Raw genomic sequence first — 22,110 nt, 5'->3', positions numbered from 1 at the left:
AGGCGGGTTATTTATTACTGAAGCTGCGCCAGCGTCAGAAAGCCCCCGAACACCGCTCCCGTATCAATGTAGTGCAGATTGTTGAAATCGTAGCGCTTGTCCACAGGCGTATGTCCGAACCAGAAGTGATCCGCGCCGCTAATGCCCTGCCCTCTACCCACCATAAAGCCCATTAACCGGTCGCGATCCCACAGCACCCGCTGGGCATCTACCGGCTTATGCCAGGCATATTCGGCGGCGGGATAATCCGCATGAGCAATCACGTTCAGACCGTTTTTGCAGGTTATTTCAATAATGTGCGGTAAGTCCCGACACGCGTCGAGTAAATCCTTCGCCTGCTTTTGTTGAGCGACCGTAAGCCCGGTAAACCAGTTACCGCCATTTATCGACCAGAGACTAAAATCATTATTTTCAAGCGCATCTAACGCCATTTGCTCGTGATTACCGCGTACCGCATAAAACCACTTTTCCTGCATCAACTGTAAACATTTCACGCTGTCGGGACCGCGGTCGATAATATCCCCCACCGAGATAAGCAGATCCGCAGCAGGATTAAAATGCCGTCGTTTAAGCTCATCCATAAGCCACTGATAGCAACCATGAATATCGCTGACAACCCAGACATGACGCCAGTGTTCTCCCTCTATTTTCTGATACATAACGCCTCCTGTAAGAAGTATAGCTGCCACAGAAAATGTCATGCGCTGGCGTTGGATATCGCGAATCCAAACAAACCATAAACCAGCCGGAAATAAAGATCGCTGCGCTATTAATCCCTTATTCCCTGGCCTTTAAAATAATGCGGAATAAAAAGAGGGATTTTCACGTGTCAAACATACACCTGCAAAACGATGTTTTTTATCCGCATCGCACAAATATTATTTCTGAACTGGTGAGAGGGAAACGCGTTCCCGGCCCAATCTGGCACAAACGTGATTACCGGTTAAAGTTCCTTCTGCGCTCGCTTTTATTCTGGTCCTCCACCCATCGCATGCTGGAGGCGCTATCCGGGCGCGATGATTTCGACAGGCTGCTCACCTCTCAAATTACCTTGCCGAGCAAAACTCACCGCCAGTATCTGATGCGTGGCCTGAACTCAAACGACCGGGCCGATGCTATCGTCAGCCACTATCAGTGGATTGATAGTCTGAAAAATACCGCCCTCACCCACGCGCTGACCAATCCGCAAGAGGTGCCGGTTGTCCGGTTCGAGGCAAAAAACGGCGAAATCTATACCGTCCACGCCTCGTCCGCAGGTAAGGCTGAACGTGAAGGCGAAAGCACGCTTTGGCTGCATGACAATGACAACACGCTGCTTGCCAGCCTGACGTTCTGTGTCGCACGCAGTAACGGTCGTATGGTGCTGGTGATCGGCGGCCTCCAGGGTCCCCGTCGTCATGTTTCACGGGAGGTGATTAAGCAGGCTACCCGTGCCTGCCATGGGCTTTTCCCGAAACGCGTGCTGATGGAGGTGATCTTCCAGCTTGCCTCACGCTCGAACATCAGCGCGATTTTTGCCGTCAGCGATGAAGGCCATGTTTTCCGCGCGTTGCGCTACCGTCTGAGCAAAGGGCGTCATTTTCACGCCAGCTACGACGAGTTCTGGGAAGGCCTGAACGGAAAGAAACTCTCCCCCTTCTGCTGGCAGTTGCCGCTCCAGATGGAGCGTAAAGCACTGGAGGAGATTGCCAGCAAAAAACGCGCCGAATACCGTCGCCGCTTTGCGTTACTTGATGATATTGCGGCTTCCGTACATGCGCGCATTAATCCCGCAGTCGTCTCAGGCAAAATACAAACAAAAATTTAACAAAACAGCCAAAAAGGACTGGACTTACGCCTGCCGGGTTGTGGTATGTTTGAAGCAGGCGCACAGGAAGTGAACCTTCTGCTGAGACGAAAACCGGATTTTATCGTTTATTTTCATGCAGATAAAAAGAGACCGAATACGATTCCTGTATTCGGTCCAGGGAAATGGCTCTTGGGAGAGAGCCGTGCGCTAAAAGTTGGCATTAATGCAGGCTCAATCGCCTTGCCCTTTAAGAATAGATGACGACGTCAGGTTTTCCAGTCCACAGTAAAAGTGGTCTGAAAAAAAGCGTCAGAACATCACTAAATGTGAAAAACCGCAGAGCTTTTACAAGCACCTGCGGTTTTTTTTTACTGGAAACCTGACGGCTAGCAGAGCTTTTTAGCGCGCTCAATAAACGGTGCCAGACTCTTCTTCTGCCCGGGGTTTGCCGGGTCATCCACCTGGATCACGCTGACAGGCTGTCCGTTACTTTTCCCGCTGGCAACCTGCTGCTCCGCTACGTCATTTAACGGATACTGCACGAGCGTACTGGGATTGATGACATACAGCGCGTTACCGGGACGGCAGGTGAGCATGACCTCTTCACGATTAAATGCCCAGTTGTCCTTACCCACTTCAAACCGGCTGACGGTGATGACCTGCGGCGCGGCCAGCGCACTGCTGGCACAGGTGAGAAGTAAAAGAGAAAGCAGTGTCTTTTTCATAAGTTATTAAACCTTGTCAGAAGGGTTCCCAGGTCGCGAACAGGCTGACGGCCGCCAGTACCAGCGCGCCCAGCACCACTTCTGCCTGTGTCATCCTGATAAAAATCTGTTGTTCCCGCCCGGCATCAGGGCGAAAGCGTGGCACAAGAAAATACCGATTCGCCAGCGCAATTGCCACCATCATGATGACCAGCGCACATTTGAACAACAACAGCCGTACATAAGGCGCTTCCCACGGCACGTCTATGCCCACAATAAAGAGCGTATTGATTATCCCGGTCAGCAGCACGCCCGCCACGGCATAATGCCCCACGCGGGAGAAGCGCATCATGGTAAAGATAGCGGCTGGCTGCCAGCGGCCTTTCGCCAGCCGCATACAGAACAGCAGCGGCAGTAAACCGCCCACCCAGGTGGCGGCGCAGAGCAGGTGAAGCGCATGGTTCAGACGATGCAACGCACCCGGCGCGCCACCGTTCATCGCGGCATGTCCCACGCCCGCCAGCAGCACCAGTTGCCCCATCGCGAGCAGTAATAGCCGTGAGCCCTTTTGCGGGGTAAGCCATGCAGCGCCCGCGGTCACAGCGGCCAGCACCATTTGCCACAGCCAGACGCCACCAAACTGCGTGCCCAGCACGCTGCGCCAGACCGCCGGGCGAATGACATCCCCCCAGCCGTTACCCATTAACCCACTTTGCAGGCCGAACATCAGCAGAGCAGCCATCAGGCTGATTAAGGCCGCGATATTCTGCTGGCGCTGGAAACGCTGCGTCATGAGGCGCTGCAACGAAGACGGTGCAAACCAGACACTGTATAACGCGTTGCCGAACAGTAGTATCAGCGCAACAAAATGGATAAAGCGAAACGCTACGTAGCTCAGGGCCAGCATACTATTTCACGCTAAAGTGATAGCTGCCCTTGGTTTTGTGGCCGTCCACGGAGACCACATGCCAGTCCACCGTATAGGTGCCGGTCGTCAACGGTTTCTCAAGAGGAACAATCAGCTTTGCGTTATCCTTCTCGTCACGCTTCACCGCGCCGGTCTGGATTTTGTGCTGCTGCGCGTCCGTCACCACGACGCCGCTGAAGGCAGGTTCAATGCCTTCCGAGAAATTCAGGGTAATGACGTCGGGTGCCGTCGCGACGGTATTTTCCTGCGGGGATTGTTGCTTAAGGTGCGCATGGGCCAGAGCTGATGGCGCGATTGCCGAAGAGAGCAGAAACACCAGCGCACACGCGACGCGGGAAGGGGTAAAGTGCATCACAATCATTCCTTTTCGTTATGCCTGAATGCTAAAGAATAACTCTGTATAATTAACGAGTCGAGGAACATCCTTTGCTCCCTTGTCATCGTTGAACAATCGCGGTAACGTTGCCGCCGCAGAAAAAGGAGAAGGAAATGAACGTTAACCTGGCCGCCCTTCCTCAGGACGAGATGGACAAAGTGAATGTCGATCTCGCCGCCGCGGGGGTCGCATTTAAAGAGCGTTACAACATGCCCGTCGTGGCTGAAGTGGTAGAGCGTGAACAACCCGCGCATCTGCGCGACTGGTTTCGCGAACGTCTTATTGCGCATCGCCTCGCCTCCGTTAATCTCTCGCGCCTGCCGTACGAACCTAAAGTTAAATAAGCTTAACGTCCCGTTACACTTCCTTACGCGTTATGTGGCAGGATAAGAAAACCCTGATAAATTTAGGTGTAATCTTAAAATCCCAGCGACTTAGTGTATAAGGAAGTCACGATGTCACGATGGACTATTGCCGCGGCTCAGTATGCTCCGCGGCACAACTGTGTTGATGAGCACGTAAAACATCACCTGCACTTTATTGCCGAGGCTGCCTCGCATGGGTGCGATTTAGTCGTCTTTCCGGAGCTTTCGCTTACTGGCCCTGGCGGAACAACCTTACCCCCACCCCCTGACGATTTGCAGCTTGCCCCCCTCCTTCACGCGGCGCAGTCACGTTTCATCACGGTGATTGCCGGTATTACGCTCCAGCAACAGAAAGGACTCGCGCTATTCACCCCTAACCTGTCGACCATCCGGCGTTATCCGCAGGGTAACGGTGCGGGTGTTATTCCTGGCAATAAACGGTTAACCATCGTTGATAATCAGGCTGACGCCCCGGAACTGGACCCAGAGGCAACGCTGTTCACCAGCAGCCTGGCGGTGGGTGAGCAACGCTGGCGGCAATCCATCAGTTCGTTACAACGCTTCGCGCATAAGTACGCCATCGCGGTATTAATGGCGAACGCGCGCAGCGGTAGCGCGTTATGGGATGAAAAAGGTCAGCTGATCGTGCGTGCCGATAAGGGAGAGTTGCTGTTAACCGGTTCTTTGGGCCGACAGGGTTGGCAAGGGGATATCATTCCATTAGGCTAGGCATTTTAGGATCAGGAGCGATCAATGCTGCGCGTTATCGATACCGAAACCTGCGATTTGCAGGGTGGAATTGTGGAAGTCGCCTCTGTCGACGTGGTTGACGGAAAGATAGTCAATCCAATGAGCCACCTGGTGCGCCCGGACCGTCCCATCAGTGCGCAGGCGATGGCAATTCATCGCATTACGGAATCGATGGTGGCGGATAAGCCGTGGATTGAAGAGATCATCCCTCTTTACCACGGTAGCCAGTGGTATGTCGCCCATAACGCCAGCTTTGACCGCCGCGTGCTGCCGGAGATGCCCGGTGAATGGATTTGCACCATGAAGCTGGCGCGCCGTCTGTGGCCGGGGATCAAATACAGCAATATGGCGCTGTATAAGTCGCGCAAACTAAGCGTGCGGACGCCGGAAGGGCTGCATCATCACCGCGCCCTCTATGACTGCTACATCACCGCAGCGCTTCTGATTGATATCATGAATACTTCCGGCTGGACGCCGGACGATATGGCGACCATTACCGGCCGCCCCGCCCTACTGACCACCTTCACGTTCGGTAAATATCGTGGAAAACCGGTATCGGAAGTGGCGGACAACGATCCGGGCTATCTGCGCTGGCTGTACAACAACCTCGACAGAATGAGCCCGGAACTGCGCCTGACGCTGAAGCATTATTTAGGCGAAGCCTGAGTTCCCGCGCGGCCTGGCAGCGTATCCTGCGCCAGGCCAATCAAAAAGGCGTACTCCAGCGCCACCCCTTCATAGGATTTAAATCGCCCTGATTTCCCTCCGTGCCCCGAGTCCATATCGGTACACAGCAGCAGCAGATTATCGTCAGTTTTTAGCTCACGCAGCTTCGCCACCCATTTCGCGGGCTCCCAGTACTGCACCTGGGAATCGTGCAGGCCGGTGGTCACCAGCATATGCGGATAGGCTTTCGCCTCGACGTTATCGTACGGGCTGTACTCTTTCATGTAGCGGTAATAGGTTTCATCCTGCGGGTTCCCCCACTCCTCAAACTCCCCGGTGGTCAGCGGAATGGTTTCGTCCAGCATGGTCGTCACCACGTCCACAAACGGCACCTGAGCGATAACGCCTTTAAACAGTTCAGGCCGCTGGTTTACCACGGCTCCCATTAACATGCCTCCGGCGCTGCCCCCCATGCCAAAGCAGAGTTGCGGATCGCCATAACCCTGCGCGATCAGCGCATCGCAGACATCAAGGTAGTCATTGAAGGTATTTTTCTTTTTGAGAAATTTTCCGTCTTCATACCAGTGCTGACCCAGCTCGCCGCCGCCGCGAATATGGGCAATCGCATAAACAAAACCGCGGTCGAGCAGGCTCAGCCTGCTGCTGCTGAAATCGGCGTCCATGCTGGATCCGTAGGAGCCGTAACCGTAGACGAGGATGGGGTTTTTACCTTTGTTGAAGTGATCCTTGTGGTAGACGAGAGACACGGGGACTTCAACGCCGTCGCGCGCGGTCACCCACAGGTGTTCACTGCGATAATTTTCCGACTCAAATCCCCGGACCTCAGCCTGTTTAATCACCTGACGCTGCCCGGTGTCCATATCCAGCTCAAACAACGTGTCCGGGGTAGTCATTGACGAATAGCCGTACCGCAGGCGGGACGATTCCGGTTCCGGATTAAAGCCGATCCACGTCACGTAAGCCGGGTCATCGAACGCAATGCCCACCACTTCGCGGGTTTTGCGGTTGATTTGGCGAATACTGGTCAGTCCGCGCTGACGCTCTTCCACCACCAGCCAGTCGGTAAACAGGGTGAACCCCTCCAGCATCACCTGATCGCGCGCAGGAATTAACACTTCCCACTTCCGTTCATCGCGCACTTTGGTTTTATAAAGGCCAAAGTTTTTGCCCTCGCGGTTCGAACGCAGGTAAAAGCTGTGCTGGAAGTGATCCAGACTGTACTCATGATCTTTACGGCGCGGCAGGAAGCATAACGGCTGGGCATCCGGCAGTTCGGCATCCAGCAGCAGCACCTCAGAGGTGGTGGCGCTGGCAAGGAAGATAATCACGTAGTGGCGAGACGAGGTTTTATGCAGGCTGACGTAGAACGTCTCGTCTTTTTCTTCATACACAAGCTCATCGTCGGCGGAATCAGTCCCCACCGTATGACGCCAGACCTGATAAGGCAGCAGCGTTGAGGCATGCTTTTTAACGTAGTAGACCGTTTCTGAATCGTTACCCCAGACGAAATCGGGGGAGACATTATCCAGCATTTCGGGATACCAGTTTCCCGTTTCAAGATTGCGGAAACGCAAACCGTACTGGCGGCGGGAGAGGTAATCCTCAGCCAGCGCCATAATGGCGTTATCGGGGGAAATGGACATGCCGCCCAGCGTATAAAACTCACTGTGGGCAGCACGTTTGTTAGCATCCAGCAGGATCTCCCATTCGTCCCACTCGGCGCTCAGCACAGACTGGCGCTGGTAGATGGGATATTCGTTTCCCGGCTCATAAATATGGCGATAGCGATAACCGTTTTTGCACCACGGGGCAGAGACATCACGCTGGGGGATACGCTGCACCATTTCGTTCAGGAGCTGATCCTGAAGCGCCTGCTGGCTGGCCATGACCTGGCGGCCATAGTCGTTTTCCTCGTGCAGATAGTCGAGCACCTCTGGCCGGGAACGGGAATCGTCCCGCAGCCAGTAGTAGTTATCGATACGCGTATCGCCATGCGTGGTGATCGCATAAGGAGTACGTCGGGCTTTTGGAGGCATGGCATTCTTACTTTTTCGTTTTACATCCTATAAGGTTGGCAAAACACGCGTATGATGCAAGCGAAACATGGCCTTCTAGCCCGCGAGGGTCTGCTTCTGCTGCTGAATATCCTGCTCAATTCCCTCACGAACGTCCTGTGGGATCTTCAGCGCATCACCCAGGGCGTTCAGGTAGCTGCGCTCCATAAAGTGATCGATATCGATGGCGGCACAGCTCAGAAAATAGAGTTCCAGTGCCTCTTCTTCGTTTTTCACGCTTTGCGCCAGACGCTGCGGATCGAGCGGCTGTTCGATGGCCTGCGCCACCAGCGCCCTGCCCTGCTCCTCAACGCCCGCTTCCCGCATCTGCTGTTCAATTGCGGCACGTTCACTGGCATCAATATGCCCGTCGCTCTTGGCTGCAAAGACCAGGGCGAGGATCAGACGCTCGGTACGTAAATCTAACGGCGAAACCTGCTTCCCGTACTGCGGTTCATCCTGATGCGCGTTGCGCACCTTGTCTTTGTATTTGTTCCATAAGACGGAGCCTGCAATAGCCCCTCCGCCCGCCAGCAGCGCGCCGGTACCGTATTTGGTAAGCAGTTTCCGCGATGATTTATTGGCAACCAGCAAACCGGCCAGTCCGCCGAGCGCACCCGGCACTAGCAGCTTGCTCAGACCCTGCTCGCCGGACGACGAGCCTTTTTGTCCCAACAGGGATTGCAGTTGATTCATCCAGCCTGACATATTTTTCCTCACGTAACAGTGCGTAACCTTCACAGCCTAAGCGAGCGGGTGTCAGGAAATGTCTGTCAGTGCTAAAGAAGCGCAAATTTCTCCCCTGTTCGGGTTATCCCTATACAAGACATACGCAAACGTTTTCGTTTATACTGCCCGCATCTTTTTCAGGGGGATTTTTATGACTCGTTTAGGAACTGCGCTGCGTCCTGCCGCGACGCGCGTTATGCTGTTGGGATCGGGTGAACTGGGTAAAGAAGTGGCCATTGAATGCCAGCGTTTGGGTGTGGAAGTGATTGCGGTGGACCGTTATGCGAATGCGCCCGCCATGCACGTCGCGCATCGCTCGCACGTCATCGATATGCTTGACGGTAATGCCCTGCGGGCGTTAATTGCCGACGAAAAACCGGATTTCGTGGTACCTGAAATTGAGGCCATTGCCACTGAGATGTTGGTTGCCCTTGAACAGGAAGGCCAGCGCGTGGTGCCCTGTGCCACAGCGGCAAAACTGACCATGAACCGGGAAGGCATTCGTCGCCTGGCGGCAGAAGAATTACAGCTCCCGACCTCCAGCTACCGTTTTGCCGGGGATAAAGCTGCGTTTCTCCAGGCCGTAGAGGAGATTGGCTACCCGTGCATCATTAAGCCGGTAATGAGCTCCTCTGGCAAAGGGCAGAGCTTTATCCGCGACAGCAGCACGCTGGACAAGGCCTGGGACTATGCCCAGCAGGGCGGCCGTACCGGTGCCGGGCGCGTCATCGTAGAAGGCGTGGTGAAGTTTGATTTTGAAATTACCCTGCTCACCGTCAGCGCCGTGGACGGTGTTTATTTCTGCGACCCGATTGGTCATCGCCAGGAAGACGGCGATTATCGCGAATCCTGGCAGCCGCAGCGAATGAGCGCGCTGGCGCTGGCACGCGCGCAGGAGATCGCCCGCAAAACGGTGCTGGCGCTGGGCGGCTACGGCCTGTTCGGCGTGGAGTTATTTGTTTGCGGCGACGAGGTGATCTTCAGTGAAGTCTCCCCTCGCCCGCACGATACCGGGATGGTCACGCTGATTTCGCAGGATCTCTCTGAGTTCGCGCTGCACGTACGTGCTTTCCTCGGCCTGCCGGTTGGCGGCATCCGTCAGTACGGCCCTGCAGCCTCGGCGGTGATCCTGCCGCAACTGACCAGCCAGAATGTCACCTTTGACAACGTCGAAGGTGCGGTAGGCGCAGGCTTGCAGGTTCGGCTGTTCGGCAAACCGGAGATCGACGGAGCCCGTCGTCTGGGCGTGGCATTAGCGACCGGGGAAAACGTGGACGAAGCCGTCGCGAGAGCGAAAAAAGCGGCCACTGCGGTGAAAGTGACAGGGTAAATAACTAAAGGCTGGTCAAGTAAGCGACCAGCCACATAGCATGATTAACGTTGTTTCGTTTCTATCGCTTCCATTCGTATTCCATGTCCTCGTAGGCTTCATTCGTTTTCGAGATGAAAACAAAACTACCGAGGCCTATAAAAATAACGAAGGGAATGATTATGCTCGCAATCAGTTCCCAGATTGCTGGCGGATCGTTTTGCGCCAGGAAACTGATACGATAGGCAATGAGGGATAACACGCAGAATAAAGCCGCCATCCCCGCAGGATAAAGGGGATTACTCCAGTTACACCAGGTAAGTTTATTTGGGATAGCTGTCTTCATGGAGGAAAGCGCAGTAATACAAAATTTGTTTTTGTCTGAATATGCTACCAGTTGCTCCCCCTGGGCATATTTGACCGCATCCGCCGCAAATGCCAGAGCCAGCCACCGATACCCGGCACTTTTTGCGCCCAGAGAGGCATCGATATCCAGCCGTTCCACCGTGAGCGCTTTTTTGTCCAGTGCCTGCATTAATGGATATTTTTCGATACGGGACAGCCCGGTATACCAGAGATTTTTCGGCGTAAGTACCGAACCCGTCTCAAGGAAGACCGCCATTTTGTCCTCTACATCGGTCACATCAGACATAGGCTGATATAAATATACCGGTTTTTCGCCCTCCTCCCGGACATAATGACTGGTCAGCAGGAATGCACATGCATTTTCCATGCTCTTTGATTCGCCGCTTTCTTCATGTAAATCAACGATAACAATCAGCCGGTTTTCAACTCTGTAATCAGATAAGTTCATCCATTGGCTAACGATCGCGTAGTCAGGGCATTCTGTGCTGTACTCAATTTTACACGTGCTGGCCGTTTCAATACCCAACCGCTCCAGAGTGCGTCTCAGTTCATCAATGCAGGATCCACTCCCTCCGCGAACCCAGACAACGGTTTCAAAAATACGGTAGTTATAGCCCTTCAATTTTTCTGCCATCGGGTCCAGTAAGCGGTAAAACATCTGTTCATTCCTGGTCTGGTCGAAGCGATCTTGCAGCTGAATGTTAACCGGCGTTTTCGGTGCCAGCGGAAATTCGCCTTCCAGTTTCAACATATTCAGCGCGGGTTGCTCCAGGGGGGTTATTGAAGACCATGCTGCGATAGCCATATTTTTCCGCGCATACGCCTTTAAATTAATCTCCTGCTCTTTTGCTATGAATTTTCGGGTTTCAGCATAATGAATGTTGGCGTCATGAAATATGAAACTTGTAAAAACTAATAACGACACAACACAGATGGGCAGAATAACTGAAGGCACAAAAAAGAGAGCCGTAACGTGTTCCTGTTCAGGCCAGGTTAGAGCCCGGATCGCGAGGCCCATTGCGACGGCTATCACATAGAGGAAAACAATCATGACGACTGGCACAGTGGAATCCGGGTCTGGCTGTTTTTTGTATAACCACCACACGCGCATTACGAAGCTCCCGCCACAGGTAAGGTACTTTTGATTTCACATCCACACGCCGCGCGACAGCCATCTACCACAACCCCACGGCCATGCATGGTCCAGGTTGGGTGACATTCAGTGATTGCGAACGTCCCTTTATGGAGCGGACACTGCACAAGATCATCTTTCAAGGCCACGGGCTGACCCATAAAGTCTGCCCCAGAGGCCTTAGTGACTTTTCCTCCGCTTATCAGCGGATCGTTTAACCTAATGACGCCTTTCATCACTTTATCTCCCTATTTTCCCGCATCCATGTTGCATTGCATATGATCCCAGCCGGTATAGCCCTTCACGTCGGGTACGCTGTCGGGTAAATCTTGCCAGTTAGCCTTAAATTGCTGCGTGCTGTGCTTAAGCCCCTGCTTAGTCATATAGACCATTCCCCAGGCCCAGCCAGGGAAACGGGGGTCCAGCGTATCGCTTACTTTATTTCCCATTCCGTCATCCACGGTATAGGCAATCCCCGGCCCACCGGGCAGAATGCGCGGGTCTTCAAATGGCTTTGATGACATATACAACCGGTGTTTGGTCAGTAAAAAGCCCTGATCGTTGACGACGGTGAAAGATATGACATCATCATAATAAGGAGCGTTACTTCCATCAGGTTCATTGCTCCCTGGTGACATAGATGCACCACCTCTTTCCCACGTTTTCCCATAGTCTTTTGATACTGAAAAACCACCAGTAACATTTCCCCACCACGGAATAGCAAGATAGTGCTCTGAAGGATGCACGAATTTTTTGGTGAAGATTCGATAAAACTGACTGGCAATTTGTGAATGGATACCTTTCTTAGTATCGCTAAACCAGAGTTCACCTTCGCAATCCCAGCCTTTCAGTTCGAGATAACGATGATCATCGAACCGGTAAACAACCTGTGTCGGCGGTTCTTTCGCCTGGCATCCGGTTGCCAGCACAACGGACGTAGCTGCGAGAACGGTACATAATCCTTTCATCAGTTATCGCCCCGCATCCATATCACAGCGCATATGATCCCAGCCGGTGTACTCCTTCACTTCGGGTACGCTGTTGGGTAAATCTTGCCAGTTAGCCTTAAATTGCTGTGTGCTGTGCTTAAGCCCCTGCTTAGTCATATAGACCATTCCCCAGGCCCAGCCAGGGAAACGGGGGTCCAGCGTATCGCTTACTTTATTTCCCATTCCGTCATCCACGGTATAGGCAATCCCCGGCCCGCCGGGCAAAATGCGCGGGTCTTCAAATGGCTTTGATGACATAAACAGCCGGTGTTTGGTTAGTAAAAAGCCCTGATCGTTGACGACGGTGAAAGAAATAATATCCTCATAGGATGGTTGGTTAGTACCATCGGGCTCATTAGGCCCTACCGAAAAAAACTGGGGAGACCATGTTTTACCATAATCTTTTGAAATCATTGTTCCTGGGTCATCCCAGGTGGGTATGGCAATATATCGTTCAGAAGGATGAACAAATTTTTTGGTGAAAATCCGATAAAATTGACTGACGGGCCTGGTATGAATACCCCGAAGAGTATTCGTATACCAGAGTTCACCTTCGCAGCCCCAGCCTTTCAATTCGAGAAAACGGTGATCATCAAACCGATAAACAACCTGTGTCGGCGGTTCTTTCACCTGGCATCCGGTCGCCAGCACCACTACTGCGGCTGACAGACCCATACATAATTGTTTCATGCTCAATCCTTAAGCCAGCTGACTCTCACTCTTGGGTTTCGGCATATCCCATTGCAGGTTTGCTATTTCCTGATTTCCAACAGCCAGATCGCGGGACGGTTTAACCATTGTGGAATTGTTAAAGTGGTTCTTTACCCCAAACACTCCTGTCGGTAAAACCTCGTCAGGTTTGTTCATGTAGTTTTTTGTAAATTGCTCATTGAGTCGTCCCGTTTTGTAATAATCTTTCGCAAATTGATAACCGTTCTGCGGATCACGCCAGTCTGCCCGATGTAACAACCCTTCCCAAAATTTCCCCGCCTGATAATCGAATGATTTGCACTGCCCAATAGCCAAATCAAACGCCATAGCGTGCGATGGCACAAATTCGCTCATCACAATAGAGGAGTGCTGGCTGTAGCCCACCGGGTCAATTTTCTGCCATTCCGCTTGCAGTTCTTCCGGTGTTTTCTTCCAGGTAAGTGTGACTAACTGAAAATCTCGCGAACCTGACACCTCACCATAAATAACCTCATGCTTACGTTCAAAACTCTCTTCTTTAAGCTCTGAAGCAGATAAAACGTGACCAGGCTGCCAGCCAATATTTTGATAGCGGTTCACTGCAAAGGTTGTCGTTACTGTGCGCTTAATGGCGCTGGCTTTGGCGGAATAGGAAATGTAGGCGTCCGGGCTGTCCGGATCGACATAATAGGTATACGGTTTATCACTGGTTTTAGGATCGTTATCCGGGTGATTATCCTCCCCCTGAAGTTTGAAAATAAAAGGTTCCGGTAACTCCTCACCATTTATCACCACATCGCGAGCGCTGTAACTGGCGTTCGTGAGAAAGGCATATTTTGCATCCCCCTCATTTCGCGGCGGTAACTCAAAGGGGTTAGCGTCAGGGATGTTTCCTACTTCACCATGCTGGTAAAACACACGCTGAAACAGATTCGGTATATCACTGGCGATATTCTGAGGAATGCCCCGCCAGCCAAACCCCTGCACATTCTCCAGCGACACGACGCCATCGTTCGGGCAAAAGTAGTTATACACTTTACCGTCGTTGCTTCGGCAATATCTGTCATCCGTTCGCAGCGGATTATCGGAAGGTTTACGCAGAGTACAGGAAGCCTCCAGGGCCAGCAATTCGCTCTCGGCCATTTTCCCGCCACCTTTCCATTGCGTATGCATCAGGCGACAGAAATTTTTAAATGTCTGCTGTCTGGCATCGTCGGTCTGTTGATAACCCGGCTGAATATTTTCAGCCACGCGCGACTCAAGAGAATACGGTGAGTGATTAAGAATCACACAGTTTACCGGAGCATACCCGGCCTGTTTCACCAGCATATTTGCCAGCATAGTAATAATCGTGCCCTGACTATGGGCCACAATGTTAATCACATCTTTCGCCGTAATCGGCTCACTTCGAACCTGAATAATCAAATCTGCCAGCCGTTGAGCGGCAAAAAACTGGTAAATGCGGTGCGGGTTTCCATAAATGGGATGGGTAAAATCGCCATCATTGAAGTGCAGCGAGGCAAATCCCGCAGCGGCAACGCCGAAGCCACCGGCGCCGGGTCCCAGCATATCCGGGATCGTCGTCGTTGCGTTGGCAAAGGTCCCGCCCCCCTTGGCAAAACTCGTATCAAGTGCGTTCCTAAAGTTATCGTTCTGGTACTGAAACGGCCCTTTCCCGTCATTACCCAGCGACTTTTTATTCGTCTCGTTATCTTCCTGGTACGCATCATAGGGAAGATGCGCATTGTCACTCAGCTTCCCGACTTCCTCCCGGTAGCGCTTCTGGTCCGCCCGGTAGTCAGCATGCGTAACCGGTTTATATCCCCAGTAAAACGGGATGATGGGAGAACGCCCGGGAGTAATAATTCCGTAGTCTTTCCATTCGTGGGCGTAAAAATCCTGCCGGTTAAGTCGCTTACCCAGCCCGGTAAGTATACCTTTCTCCTGATTCTGGTAGGCTTCACCCACATCGTTCACGCCATGGACGAGGATCACAATGCCGGGCATCGGGCGCGGTATCCCGACGTTGCGCGTCTGGGCGACTTCGCCCAGGGTTTTGTGTACCGGAATATCGCCTTCTGATACCACCCGTGGAGCGTAGGGTTTTGTCTTCGCCTCCGTCATTCCATTATCTCCATTTTATAGCTGTCGAGGTCGTCAGCATCGAGCAGTGTTGAACGACCGGAGCTGTCCGTCACGCCTTCCACCACCTGACCGGATGCACTGGTCAGCCTGAATTTTTTGTTTGCCAGAATTTGCTCCGGATCATCGCCGGCGTGCAGTTTGTAGCGAAGTTTAAAGGCGCCTTTGTCAAAGGATGGCGTCGGTACCGACACACTTTCCGGACCGTCGTATTTCAGGCTCGGCGCTTTGAGCTCAATGCCCGTCGGCGAGAAAATCGTGACCAGTCCGGTCGGGCTGATCCGGATCCCGCCGCCCCCGCAGACAAACTGCATTCCCTTTCTGGCACTGCCGTTCATTTTCCCGGCGGTGCTCGTCAGCGTGAAATCCTGCTGCGACAGCATGTGCATTTCGCCCCGCTGCGCCTGCGTCGTAATATCCCCCGCACCGGCAATCATCTGGATGCCGAGTTTGCGGGTAAACAGCGACAGTTTTTCCCCTACGGCCAGCGAGAATTTTTTCACCACATTCACGCTGGCATTCCCGCCCGCTGTGGCAATCAGGTCTTTCCCGGCTGACAATTGCAGGCTGTCCGGCGTAACCTGCGCAATTCCACTTTTTCCATATGCCAAAATACCGGGCTCCGCGAGATGACTCAGCGTCTGGCTGAGCGCATTTTGCCGATCGGTTTCCACATTACTCGCACCTGCCGTAAGCGCACTTTGTTGTAGGGTCATCGCCAGCGATAACGCCTTTTCGAGTTGTGCAATAGCCGCTGTCATATCCAGTTGCTTACCCCCCGCGCGGGGCTGTGCTTCCGTGGTGATCATCACGCCTTTGGCAGCACGCAGCGCCATCCAGTCGTCGGTGCGAGCCTCCACACCTTCCCCGCGCTTTTTGCCCTCAGCATCAACCAGGTGGCCCACACTCACTTGCCCTTTGCCGTACTCGGTAGAGATTTTGATGTGTTCCTGCCCGCGACGATCTTCAAGACGGATCTTGTTCAACGCGGCCGTGCGGATCACGTTTCGGGTATCGTTACGGTTTGTGACTAAATCCGGGTGGCTGCCGTCGTGCATGACATGGGCGATAAAAGGTCTGTCCGGGTCGCCGCCTTCAAAACCTACGGCAACTTCAGTCCCCTCCAGCAACGGAAAGTGAATACCAAAAGTATCACCGGCGTACGGCCTGCCGAGGCGTACCAGGGCGCTTTCAAATCCGACCCGTTTTTCATCAAGGTCAAAATCGAACTTAACCCGGTAGCGTCCAACCGCATCAAGTCCGGCATAGGTTTTATCTCCCCCGATAGCCATCACTCTGGCGGGCACCGTTCCGGCTATCACCGGCCGGGATATGTATTCAGGACGGAAGCTATAGCCGTGGATATAGGGGATCCCAGAAAGTACGGCGCGATAGTGTTCAGCACGGCTGCCGCGGATAATCATCGCAGTTATCACAAACCCGGACTTAAACCCGTCAGGTACAGGCCCTGCAGGATAAAACATAATGCCTGGCTGAAGCTCGGGATCGCTGGTTGTCGCCCCCAGAACACTCTGTCCGTTCAACAGGCGTTCATAACGCAGACGGGCGTAAAATGCGGCGGTTTCCGCCTCTTCACCGTGAAAATCCCCCGCAGCAAGATAGTGATCGGCATAGTGATAGTGTTGGCCTGTCGTTACACCTTCGGGAATATCGCTCGTTTTAACGGTCTTATCCGTCTGCGGCGATTGCGGGTCACGGTAGTTATAGGTACGAACCAACACATTTTTTGGGATCAGGCCGTGCTGCTCCTCCAGATCGGTGATGTATTCGTTATAACTGGTCATGCCTGAATGTCGGACATAAGGCATCTGTTTGTCGCTGAAGTTGTAACGACGCGCAGAATCCCCAAAAATAACGACGGTTTCCGTTTTCACTTTGTTGTGATTCTCAAAACGGAACCAGATCCCTATCTCTGCCAGCAGCCGACGGATGAACCGCAAATCGGTTTCTTTCCACTGAATGATCATTTCCCGTCGTGGATAGCTGTGGCTCAGTTGGTCAAAATCAATGTTGTAGCCGTCAAAGTGACCACTGTCCTTCATCAGCTTTGTAACGAGCTCCGGGACTGTCATGTTCATGTAAACCGCAGAACGGTAATTTTGATCCAGCAGCGCCAGCTCATGCTCCAGCACGCATTCATACAGTGCTTCGTCACCTGAAGACATCAGCCGGGAAAATTGGGTGATCGTGCCATTAATCTGGCGAACCGGCAGCCAGGAGGTTTGCCCATGCCATGAGGCTTCCAGATTGGGTGCACGCAGAATAAACTCAGCCCTTTGATTAAGAACAGCATTAATGGCAATGTTTTGATCCGGACTGGTAAAGCGAATGGTATAGCGATAAGGCTCGCTTAATATCTCTTTTCCTGTAAAAGAATGAACATCAGAAATAACATTTTTGCTACGCGGGAAATACAATAAATATCTGTTTAACGTGTCCCACCGTTGAGCCACCTCAGATTCCCCTGACATTATTATCTATCCTTTTAACAAACATTCCGTTTATTAAAAACAATACACCTATCGTTCTCCTATTAAAATACCCAACCTCAAGTTGAATTGACTCAAAGGAAGTAATATTATTCATAGAATAAATAAAAAGAGCCCAGGCAATTTCATCACAGATAAATTAAGAATGAATTATTCATCAAATATATAAGTGAGGGATTATTTAATAATGAAGAATGATACGCCTGGGGGTTAGGGATATTAAAAATGTTTGTGGGAAGAAGAAGAAGAACTTATACATGCTGGTCACATAAAGTGACCAGCATCAGGCCAGAGGGCCTGCTTTATGCATTGAGCATTTGTTACTGTTTCGCGCCTTCTACCGCTTCGCGAGCCAGTTTAGTAATGCGATCCCAGTCGCCTGCTTCCAGCGCATCCGCCGGAACCAGCCAGGAGCCACCGATGCATAGCACGCTTTTCAGCGCCAGGTAGTCGCGGTAGTTGGCCGGAGAGATGCCGCCCGTTGGGCAGAAACGCACCTGGGAGAATGGGCCTGCAATCGCCTGCAACGCTTTGGTGCCGCCGTTCGCTTCAGCCGGGAAGAATTTAAACTCTTTCAGGCCGTAGTCCATGCCCAGCATCAGTTCAGAAACGGTGCTGATACCCGGGATCAGCGGAATAGTACCTTCGGTTGCGGCTTTCAGCAGCGGCTCGGTCAGGCCCGGGCTGATGGCAAACTGTGCGCCCGCTTCGGTCACTTCCGCCAGCTGCTGCGCATTCAGAACCGTACCAGCACCGATGATCGCTTCCGGCACTTCTTTGGCGATAGCGCGAATCGCATCCATCGCACAGGCAGTACGCAGGGTCACTTCCAGAACACGAACGCCACCCGCAACCAGCGCCTTCGCCATTGGGACAGCGTGCTCCAGTTTGTTTACCACTATAACCGGCACGACAGGGCCAGTAGTCAGGATTGCTTCTGCACTTGTTTTCCAGTTTTTCATCAGAGTTTTCTCTCGCCAGATCGTTAAAATCAAGTCGTCTTAAAACGTAATACAGGTTGCGCCCTGCTCCGCACCGGAGAGTTTCTCACGCAACGCACCAAACATTTCGCGTCCGGTACCCACGCGGGATGCGCTCAGGTCAGGAATATGTGGCTGACGCGCCGCCAGCTCTGCTTCGTCCACCAGCAGGGTTAACTCGCCTGTCTGACCGTTAACGCGGATCATGTCTCCATCATGGACTTTCGCCAGCAGGCCGCCGTCGTAGGCTTCCGGGGTGACATGAATCGCTGAAGGCACTTTACCGGATGCCCCCGAGAGGCGTCCATCGGTCACCAGCGCAATTTTGAAACGGCGGTCCAATAATACACCAAGCGGCGGCATAAGTTTATGTAATTCTGGCATCCCGTTCGCTTTTGGTCCCTGATGGCGCACCACGACTACGCAGTCTTTATCAAGCAGACCCGCGTCGAAGGCAGGTAAAACGTCGTGCTGGCTTTCAAACACCACCGCCGGGGCTTCGATAACCTGATTCTCTTCCGGCACGGCAGAAGTTTTCATTACGGCACGCCCAAGGTTACCGCTCAGCACTTTGGTGCCGCCGTGAGGAGAGAACGGCTGTTCGTAGGTCGCGATAACCTGAGGATCGAGCGAGTTGCTCGCCCCCTCGCGCCAGTCCAGCTCACCGTTGTTCAGCCACGGCTCAAGGGTATAGCGATGCAGGCCAAAGCCCGCCACCGTGTTGACATCCTCATGCAGCAGGCCGCCTTTCAGCAGCTCGCGCATCAGCACCGGCACGCCGCCCGCGGCCTGGAAGTGGTTAATGTCCGCCGGACCGTTCGGGTACAGACGAGCCATCAGCGGTACCACGGAAGAGATCTCGGAGAAGTCATCCCAGTTGATCAGAATGCCCGCCGCGCGCGCCATCGCGACAAGGTGCATGGTATGGTTGGTTGAACCGCCGGTCGCCAGCAGGGCGACAATCCCGTTGACGATGACTTTTTCATCCACCATTTTGCCCATTGGCATCCACTCGTTGCCGTTACCGGTCAGACGCGTCACCTGACGGGCTGCGGCTTCGGTCAGCGCTTTACGCAGTGGCGCATCCGGCTGGATGAACGACGAGCCCGGCAGCTGCATCCCCATAAACTCCACCACCATCTGGTTGGTGTTGGCCGTACCGTAGAACGTACAGGTGCCCGGCGCGTGATAGGACGCGGCTTCCGCTTCCAGCAGCGCCTGACGGTCCGCTTTTCCTTCGGCATACAGCTGGCGGATACGGACTTTTTCCTTGTTTGGCAGACCGCTTGCCATCGGGCCTGACGGCACAAAAATCGCTGGCAGATGGCCAAACGACAGCGCGGCCATCACCAGCCCCGGGACGATTTTGTCGCATACGCCCAGGTAGAGCGCGCCATCAAACATATTGTGAGAGAGGCCCACTGCCGCCGACATGGCGATCACTTCGCGGCTCAACAGAGACAGCTCCATACCGTCCTGTCCCTGAGTCACGCCATCACACATGGCCGGCACGCCGCCTGCAACCTGGCCCACCGCGTTCACGCTGTGCAGCGCATTGCGGATGATAGACGGGTAAACCTCATACGGCTGGTGGGCTGAAAGCATGTCGTTATAGGAGGTAATAATGGCGATATTGTTACGCAGCATGCTTTTCAGCGCGTCTTTATCACCAGGCTGGCAGGCGGCAAAGCCGTGGGCCAGATTCCCGCAGGCCAGCTGTGAGCGATGGACCGTTTCACTCTTCGCCTGTTCGATGCGGGCAAGGTAGGCAGCACGGGTCTCTTTCGAGCGTTCAACGATGCGTTGTGTTACGCGTAACAATGTCGGATTCATAAAAGCTCCTCTAATTTATCTGTCCAGGCTCGGGAGTTTACACAGTTTCTGACGGTTGTTAACAACGCTGAAACGCCTGATATCCGGAGCACAGGGGCAAAATGTCTGAAGGGAGTGTAATAAAAAAAGCTCCGCGGGTGAATCCACGCGGAGCTTAAAAGATTAAAAATTATGCCACTTGCTGTGTTAGATCATGTTACCGGTAAAATAACACCTTTGGGCTAGAGATAGGGGTTATTCAAACTCGTTCCAGGAGCGGCCATCACGGGTGATCATCGCAACGGAGGCGACAGGTCCCCATGTTCCCGCCTGATACGGTTTTGGCGCGTCCTGGTCGGCTGCCCACGCTTCGGTGATTGAGTCCACCCACTTCCACGCCTCTTCCACTTCATCGCGGCGGACGAACAGCGCCTGGATACCACGCATGGTTTCCAGCAGCAGACGCTCGTAAGCATCAGCCAGATGCGTCTGGTTGAAAGTTTCAGAGTAACTCAGGTCGAGTTTGGTGGTTTGCAGGTTGTGTTTGTGATCAAGACCCGGCACTTTGTTCAGGATCTGAATATCCACACCCTCGTCCGGCTGTAAACGGATGGTCAGTTTGTTCTGCGGCAGTTCCTGCCAGGATTCTTTGAACAGGTTCAGTTCCGGATTTTTGAAGTAGACCACCACTTCGGAGCATTTTGCCGGCAGACGTTTCCCGGTACGCAGGTAGAACGGCACGCCGGCCCAGCGCCAGTCGTCGATATCCACGCGGATCGCCACAAACGTCTCGGTGTTGCTGGACTTGTTCGCGCCCTCTTCTTCCAGATAGCCAGGGACTTTTTTCCCCTGGGCAAAACCTGCGGTGTACTGGCCGCGCACGGTTTTCTCACGCACGTTGGAGCGGTCAATACGGCGCAGTGATTTCAGCACTTTCACTTTGGCGTCACGAATACTGTCGGCCGTCAGATCTGACGGTGGAGACATGGCAATCATGCACAGAATTTGCAGCAGGTGGTTCTGGATCATGTCACGCATCTGGCCGGCCTGGTCGAAGTAGCCCCAGCGGCCTTCGATGCCCACTTCTTCCGCCACGGTAATTTCCACGTGGTCGATAGTGCGGTTGTCCCAGTTGTTCACAAACAAGGAGTTGGCAAAACGCAGCGCCAGCAGGTTCAGAACCGTCTCTTTACCCAGATAGTGGTCAATACGGTAAACCTGACACTCCTCAAAGAACTCGCCCACCTGGTCGTTGATTTCACGCGAGGTTGCCAGCGACGTACCCAGCGGCTTCTCCATAACCACGCGCGCCGGTTTGGCGTTCAGCTTCGCTTCGCCCAGACCTTTGCAGATGGCGCCGAAGGTGCTTGGCGGCATGGCGAAATAGTTAATGGTGACGCGATTTTCCTGGTCCAGCATTTCACCCAGACGGGTAAAGGCGCTTACATCGTTGACGTCCAGATTACAGAAATCGAGACGCCCGCTCAGCTTATCCCAAAGGCTTTCATCGATTTTCTCTTTCATGAACGTTTCGAGCGCCTCGCGCACGACTTTGGTATAAGCCTCCTTATCCCAGTCGGCGCGCCCTACCCCAAGGATTCGGGTATCGGGATGGATCTGGCCCGCTTTTTCGAGCTGATACAGGGAAGGCAGCAATTTTCGGCGTGCAAGATCGCCTTTCGCGCCGAAAATGACCAGGTCACATGCCTGGGCTGTTTGCGTTACCGCCATGTCATTCTCCTCAGTTAGATCTCCTGGTACTCTGCCAGGTATCGTTGTAATTTTATTACAATGCACT

General features: G+C 53.3%; 21 protein-coding genes. 6 read left to right on the top strand and 15 right to left on the bottom strand.

Going from position 1 to position 22,110, the window contains the following annotated elements:
- Positions 1-14: 14 nt before the first annotated feature.
- A complete protein-coding gene (pphA, locus tag AC4OVS_RS08945) occupies positions 15-659 on the bottom strand; it encodes a protein-serine/threonine phosphatase (protein ID WP_063148576.1) in 645 nt (214 codons plus the stop codon).
- Between the two features lie 167 nt (positions 660-826).
- Here pphA and AC4OVS_RS08940 point away from each other — a divergent pair, with 167 nt between their 5' ends.
- Positions 827-1,807: a VirK/YbjX family protein gene (locus tag AC4OVS_RS08940; protein WP_491922330.1), complete on the top strand. Its 981-nt coding sequence runs from the start codon at positions 827-829 to the stop codon at positions 1,805-1,807.
- A gap of 45 nt (positions 1,808-1,852) precedes the next feature.
- Entirely contained in the window at positions 1,853-2,050 is a 198-nt protein-coding gene (locus AC4OVS_RS08935) for a hypothetical protein (protein ID WP_032609507.1), read from the top strand.
- A 125-nt stretch (positions 2,051-2,175) separates the two neighbouring features.
- Here AC4OVS_RS08935 and AC4OVS_RS08930 read toward each other — a convergent pair whose 3' ends face one another.
- From AC4OVS_RS08930 to yobA, 3 genes are read right to left on the bottom strand one after another with little or no spacing between them, the layout of a single operon-like run.
- Positions 2,176-2,514, bottom strand: a complete 339-nt coding sequence (locus AC4OVS_RS08930) for a YebY family protein (protein ID WP_022648464.1) — start codon at positions 2,512-2,514, stop codon at positions 2,176-2,178.
- 16 nt (positions 2,515-2,530) lie between these two features.
- Positions 2,531-3,400: a copper homeostasis membrane protein CopD gene (copD, locus tag AC4OVS_RS08925; RefSeq protein ID WP_023300432.1), complete on the bottom strand. Its 870-nt coding sequence runs from the start codon at positions 3,398-3,400 to the stop codon at positions 2,531-2,533.
- Position 3,401: 1 nt separating this feature from the next.
- Positions 3,402-3,773, bottom strand: coding sequence for a CopC domain-containing protein YobA (gene yobA / locus AC4OVS_RS08920; RefSeq protein ID WP_023300433.1), 372 nt, complete (start codon positions 3,771-3,773; stop codon positions 3,402-3,404).
- A 137-nt stretch (positions 3,774-3,910) separates the two neighbouring features.
- Between yobA and AC4OVS_RS08915 the strand changes: the two genes are divergently transcribed.
- From AC4OVS_RS08915 to exoX, 3 genes are all read left to right on the top strand, one after another.
- A complete protein-coding gene (locus AC4OVS_RS08915; protein WP_003859784.1) occupies positions 3,911-4,141 on the top strand; it encodes a DNA polymerase III subunit theta in 231 nt (76 codons plus the stop codon).
- A gap of 111 nt (positions 4,142-4,252) precedes the next feature.
- Entirely contained in the window at positions 4,253-4,891 is a 639-nt protein-coding gene (locus AC4OVS_RS08910) for a nitrilase-related carbon-nitrogen hydrolase (protein WP_023300434.1), read from the top strand.
- Positions 4,892-4,915: 24 nt separating this feature from the next.
- Complete coding sequence (exoX, locus tag AC4OVS_RS08905; protein ID WP_022648468.1) at positions 4,916-5,578, top strand: exodeoxyribonuclease X; 663 nt, start codon at positions 4,916-4,918, stop codon at positions 5,576-5,578.
- On the opposite strand, the gene ptrB is transcribed toward exoX, so the two are convergent.
- Positions 5,560-7,635 carry an oligopeptidase B gene (gene ptrB, locus AC4OVS_RS08900; protein ID WP_022648469.1) on the bottom strand — a complete coding sequence of 692 codons (2,076 nt, stop codon included), beginning with the start codon at positions 7,633-7,635 and terminating at the stop codon, positions 5,560-5,562. The genes exoX and ptrB overlap by 19 nt on opposite strands.
- A 75-nt stretch (positions 7,636-7,710) precedes the next feature.
- Positions 7,711-8,361 (bottom strand): tellurite resistance TerB family protein, encoded by a 651-nt coding sequence (locus tag AC4OVS_RS08895; RefSeq protein WP_022648470.1) that lies wholly within the window; start codon positions 8,359-8,361, stop codon positions 7,711-7,713.
- Between the two features lie 172 nt (positions 8,362-8,533).
- Here AC4OVS_RS08895 and purT point away from each other — a divergent pair, with 172 nt between their 5' ends.
- Positions 8,534-9,712 carry a formate-dependent phosphoribosylglycinamide formyltransferase gene (purT, locus tag AC4OVS_RS08890; protein WP_491922329.1) on the top strand — a complete coding sequence of 393 codons (1,179 nt, stop codon included), beginning with the start codon at positions 8,534-8,536 and terminating at the stop codon, positions 9,710-9,712.
- A 61-nt stretch (positions 9,713-9,773) separates the two neighbouring features.
- Here purT and AC4OVS_RS08885 read toward each other — a convergent pair whose 3' ends face one another.
- The 9 genes from AC4OVS_RS08885 to zwf form a co-directional block, all read right to left on the bottom strand.
- A complete protein-coding gene (locus tag AC4OVS_RS08885; protein WP_491922328.1) occupies positions 9,774-11,168 on the bottom strand; it encodes a hypothetical protein in 1,395 nt (464 codons plus the stop codon).
- On the bottom strand, positions 11,168-11,350 hold the full coding sequence (locus tag AC4OVS_RS08880; protein ID WP_420536426.1) for a PAAR domain-containing protein: 183 nt from the start codon (positions 11,348-11,350) through the stop codon (positions 11,168-11,170). Before AC4OVS_RS08880 ends, AC4OVS_RS08885 begins: the two co-directional genes overlap by 1 nt.
- A gap of 87 nt (positions 11,351-11,437) precedes the next feature.
- Positions 11,438-12,157, bottom strand: coding sequence for a T6SS immunity protein Tli3 family protein (locus AC4OVS_RS08875; RefSeq protein WP_150312831.1), 720 nt, complete (start codon positions 12,155-12,157; stop codon positions 11,438-11,440).
- A gap of 3 nt (positions 12,158-12,160) precedes the next feature.
- Complete coding sequence (locus tag AC4OVS_RS08870) at positions 12,161-12,868, bottom strand: T6SS immunity protein Tli3 family protein (RefSeq protein WP_491922327.1); 708 nt, start codon at positions 12,866-12,868, stop codon at positions 12,161-12,163.
- A 9-nt stretch (positions 12,869-12,877) separates the two neighbouring features.
- Positions 12,878-14,992, bottom strand: coding sequence for a T6SS effector phospholipase Tle3 domain-containing protein (locus AC4OVS_RS08865; RefSeq protein WP_323633591.1), 2,115 nt, complete (start codon positions 14,990-14,992; stop codon positions 12,878-12,880).
- The gene (locus tag AC4OVS_RS08860; protein ID WP_491922326.1) at positions 14,989-17,502 is read right to left on the bottom strand and encodes a DUF2345 domain-containing protein; all 2,514 of its coding nucleotides are present in this window, start codon (positions 17,500-17,502) and stop codon (positions 14,989-14,991) included. Before AC4OVS_RS08860 ends, AC4OVS_RS08865 begins: the two co-directional genes overlap by 4 nt.
- A 338-nt stretch (positions 17,503-17,840) precedes the next feature.
- Positions 17,841-18,482 carry a bifunctional 4-hydroxy-2-oxoglutarate aldolase/2-dehydro-3-deoxy-phosphogluconate aldolase gene (kdgA, locus tag AC4OVS_RS08855; protein WP_023300441.1) on the bottom strand — a complete coding sequence of 214 codons (642 nt, stop codon included), beginning with the start codon at positions 18,480-18,482 and terminating at the stop codon, positions 17,841-17,843.
- 39 nt (positions 18,483-18,521) lie between these two features.
- A complete protein-coding gene (gene edd / locus AC4OVS_RS08850) occupies positions 18,522-20,333 on the bottom strand; it encodes a phosphogluconate dehydratase (RefSeq protein WP_032624046.1) in 1,812 nt (603 codons plus the stop codon).
- 234 nt (positions 20,334-20,567) lie between these two features.
- Positions 20,568-22,043 carry a glucose-6-phosphate dehydrogenase gene (gene zwf, locus AC4OVS_RS08845; RefSeq protein WP_022648481.1) on the bottom strand — a complete coding sequence of 492 codons (1,476 nt, stop codon included), beginning with the start codon at positions 22,041-22,043 and terminating at the stop codon, positions 20,568-20,570.
- Between the last annotated feature and the right edge of the window lie 67 nt (positions 22,044-22,110).

The organism is Enterobacter sp. 4974935 (assembly GCF_058661735.1).
The sequence above is the reverse complement of the archived record's forward strand: the minus strand, read 5'-3'. Positions and strand labels throughout refer to the sequence as shown.

Coding starts and splice junctions, on each gene's coding strand:
- kdgA (WP_023300441.1), bottom strand. CDS start 18,482: ATGAAAAACTGGAAAACAAGTGCAGAAGCAATCCTGACTACTGGCCCT.
- zwf (WP_022648481.1), bottom strand. CDS start 22,043: ATGGCGGTAACGCAAACAGCCCAGGCATGTGACCTGGTCATTTTCGGC.
- purT (WP_491922329.1), top strand. CDS start 8,534: ATGACTCGTTTAGGAACTGCGCTGCGTCCTGCCGCGACGCGCGTTATG.
- AC4OVS_RS08915 (WP_003859784.1), top strand. CDS start 3,911: ATGAACGTTAACCTGGCCGCCCTTCCTCAGGACGAGATGGACAAAGTG.
- AC4OVS_RS08910 (WP_023300434.1), top strand. CDS start 4,253: ATGTCACGATGGACTATTGCCGCGGCTCAGTATGCTCCGCGGCACAAC.
- AC4OVS_RS08930 (WP_022648464.1), bottom strand. CDS start 2,514: ATGAAAAAGACACTGCTTTCTCTTTTACTTCTCACCTGTGCCAGCAGT.
- AC4OVS_RS08885 (WP_491922328.1), bottom strand. CDS start 11,168: ATGCGCGTGTGGTGGTTATACAAAAAACAGCCAGACCCGGATTCCACT.
- AC4OVS_RS08935 (WP_032609507.1), top strand. CDS start 1,853: ATGTTTGAAGCAGGCGCACAGGAAGTGAACCTTCTGCTGAGACGAAAA.
- ptrB (WP_022648469.1), bottom strand. CDS start 7,635: ATGCCTCCAAAAGCCCGACGTACTCCTTATGCGATCACCACGCATGGC.
- AC4OVS_RS08860 (WP_491922326.1), bottom strand. CDS start 17,502: ATGTCAGGGGAATCTGAGGTGGCTCAACGGTGGGACACGTTAAACAGA.
- pphA (WP_063148576.1), bottom strand. CDS start 659: ATGTATCAGAAAATAGAGGGAGAACACTGGCGTCATGTCTGGGTTGTC.
- edd (WP_032624046.1), bottom strand. CDS start 20,333: ATGAATCCGACATTGTTACGCGTAACACAACGCATCGTTGAACGCTCG.
- AC4OVS_RS08875 (WP_150312831.1), bottom strand. CDS start 12,157: ATGAAAGGATTATGTACCGTTCTCGCAGCTACGTCCGTTGTGCTGGCA.
- AC4OVS_RS08880 (WP_420536426.1), bottom strand. CDS start 11,350: ATGGGTCAGCCCGTGGCCTTGAAAGATGATCTTGTGCAGTGTCCGCTC.
- AC4OVS_RS08865 (WP_323633591.1), bottom strand. CDS start 14,992: ATGACGGAGGCGAAGACAAAACCCTACGCTCCACGGGTGGTATCAGAA.
- copD (WP_023300432.1), bottom strand. CDS start 3,400: ATGCTGGCCCTGAGCTACGTAGCGTTTCGCTTTATCCATTTTGTTGCG.
- AC4OVS_RS08895 (WP_022648470.1), bottom strand. CDS start 8,361: ATGTCAGGCTGGATGAATCAACTGCAATCCCTGTTGGGACAAAAAGGC.
- exoX (WP_022648468.1), top strand. CDS start 4,916: ATGCTGCGCGTTATCGATACCGAAACCTGCGATTTGCAGGGTGGAATT.
- AC4OVS_RS08870 (WP_491922327.1), bottom strand. CDS start 12,868: ATGAAACAATTATGTATGGGTCTGTCAGCCGCAGTAGTGGTGCTGGCG.
- yobA (WP_023300433.1), bottom strand. CDS start 3,773: ATGCACTTTACCCCTTCCCGCGTCGCGTGTGCGCTGGTGTTTCTGCTC.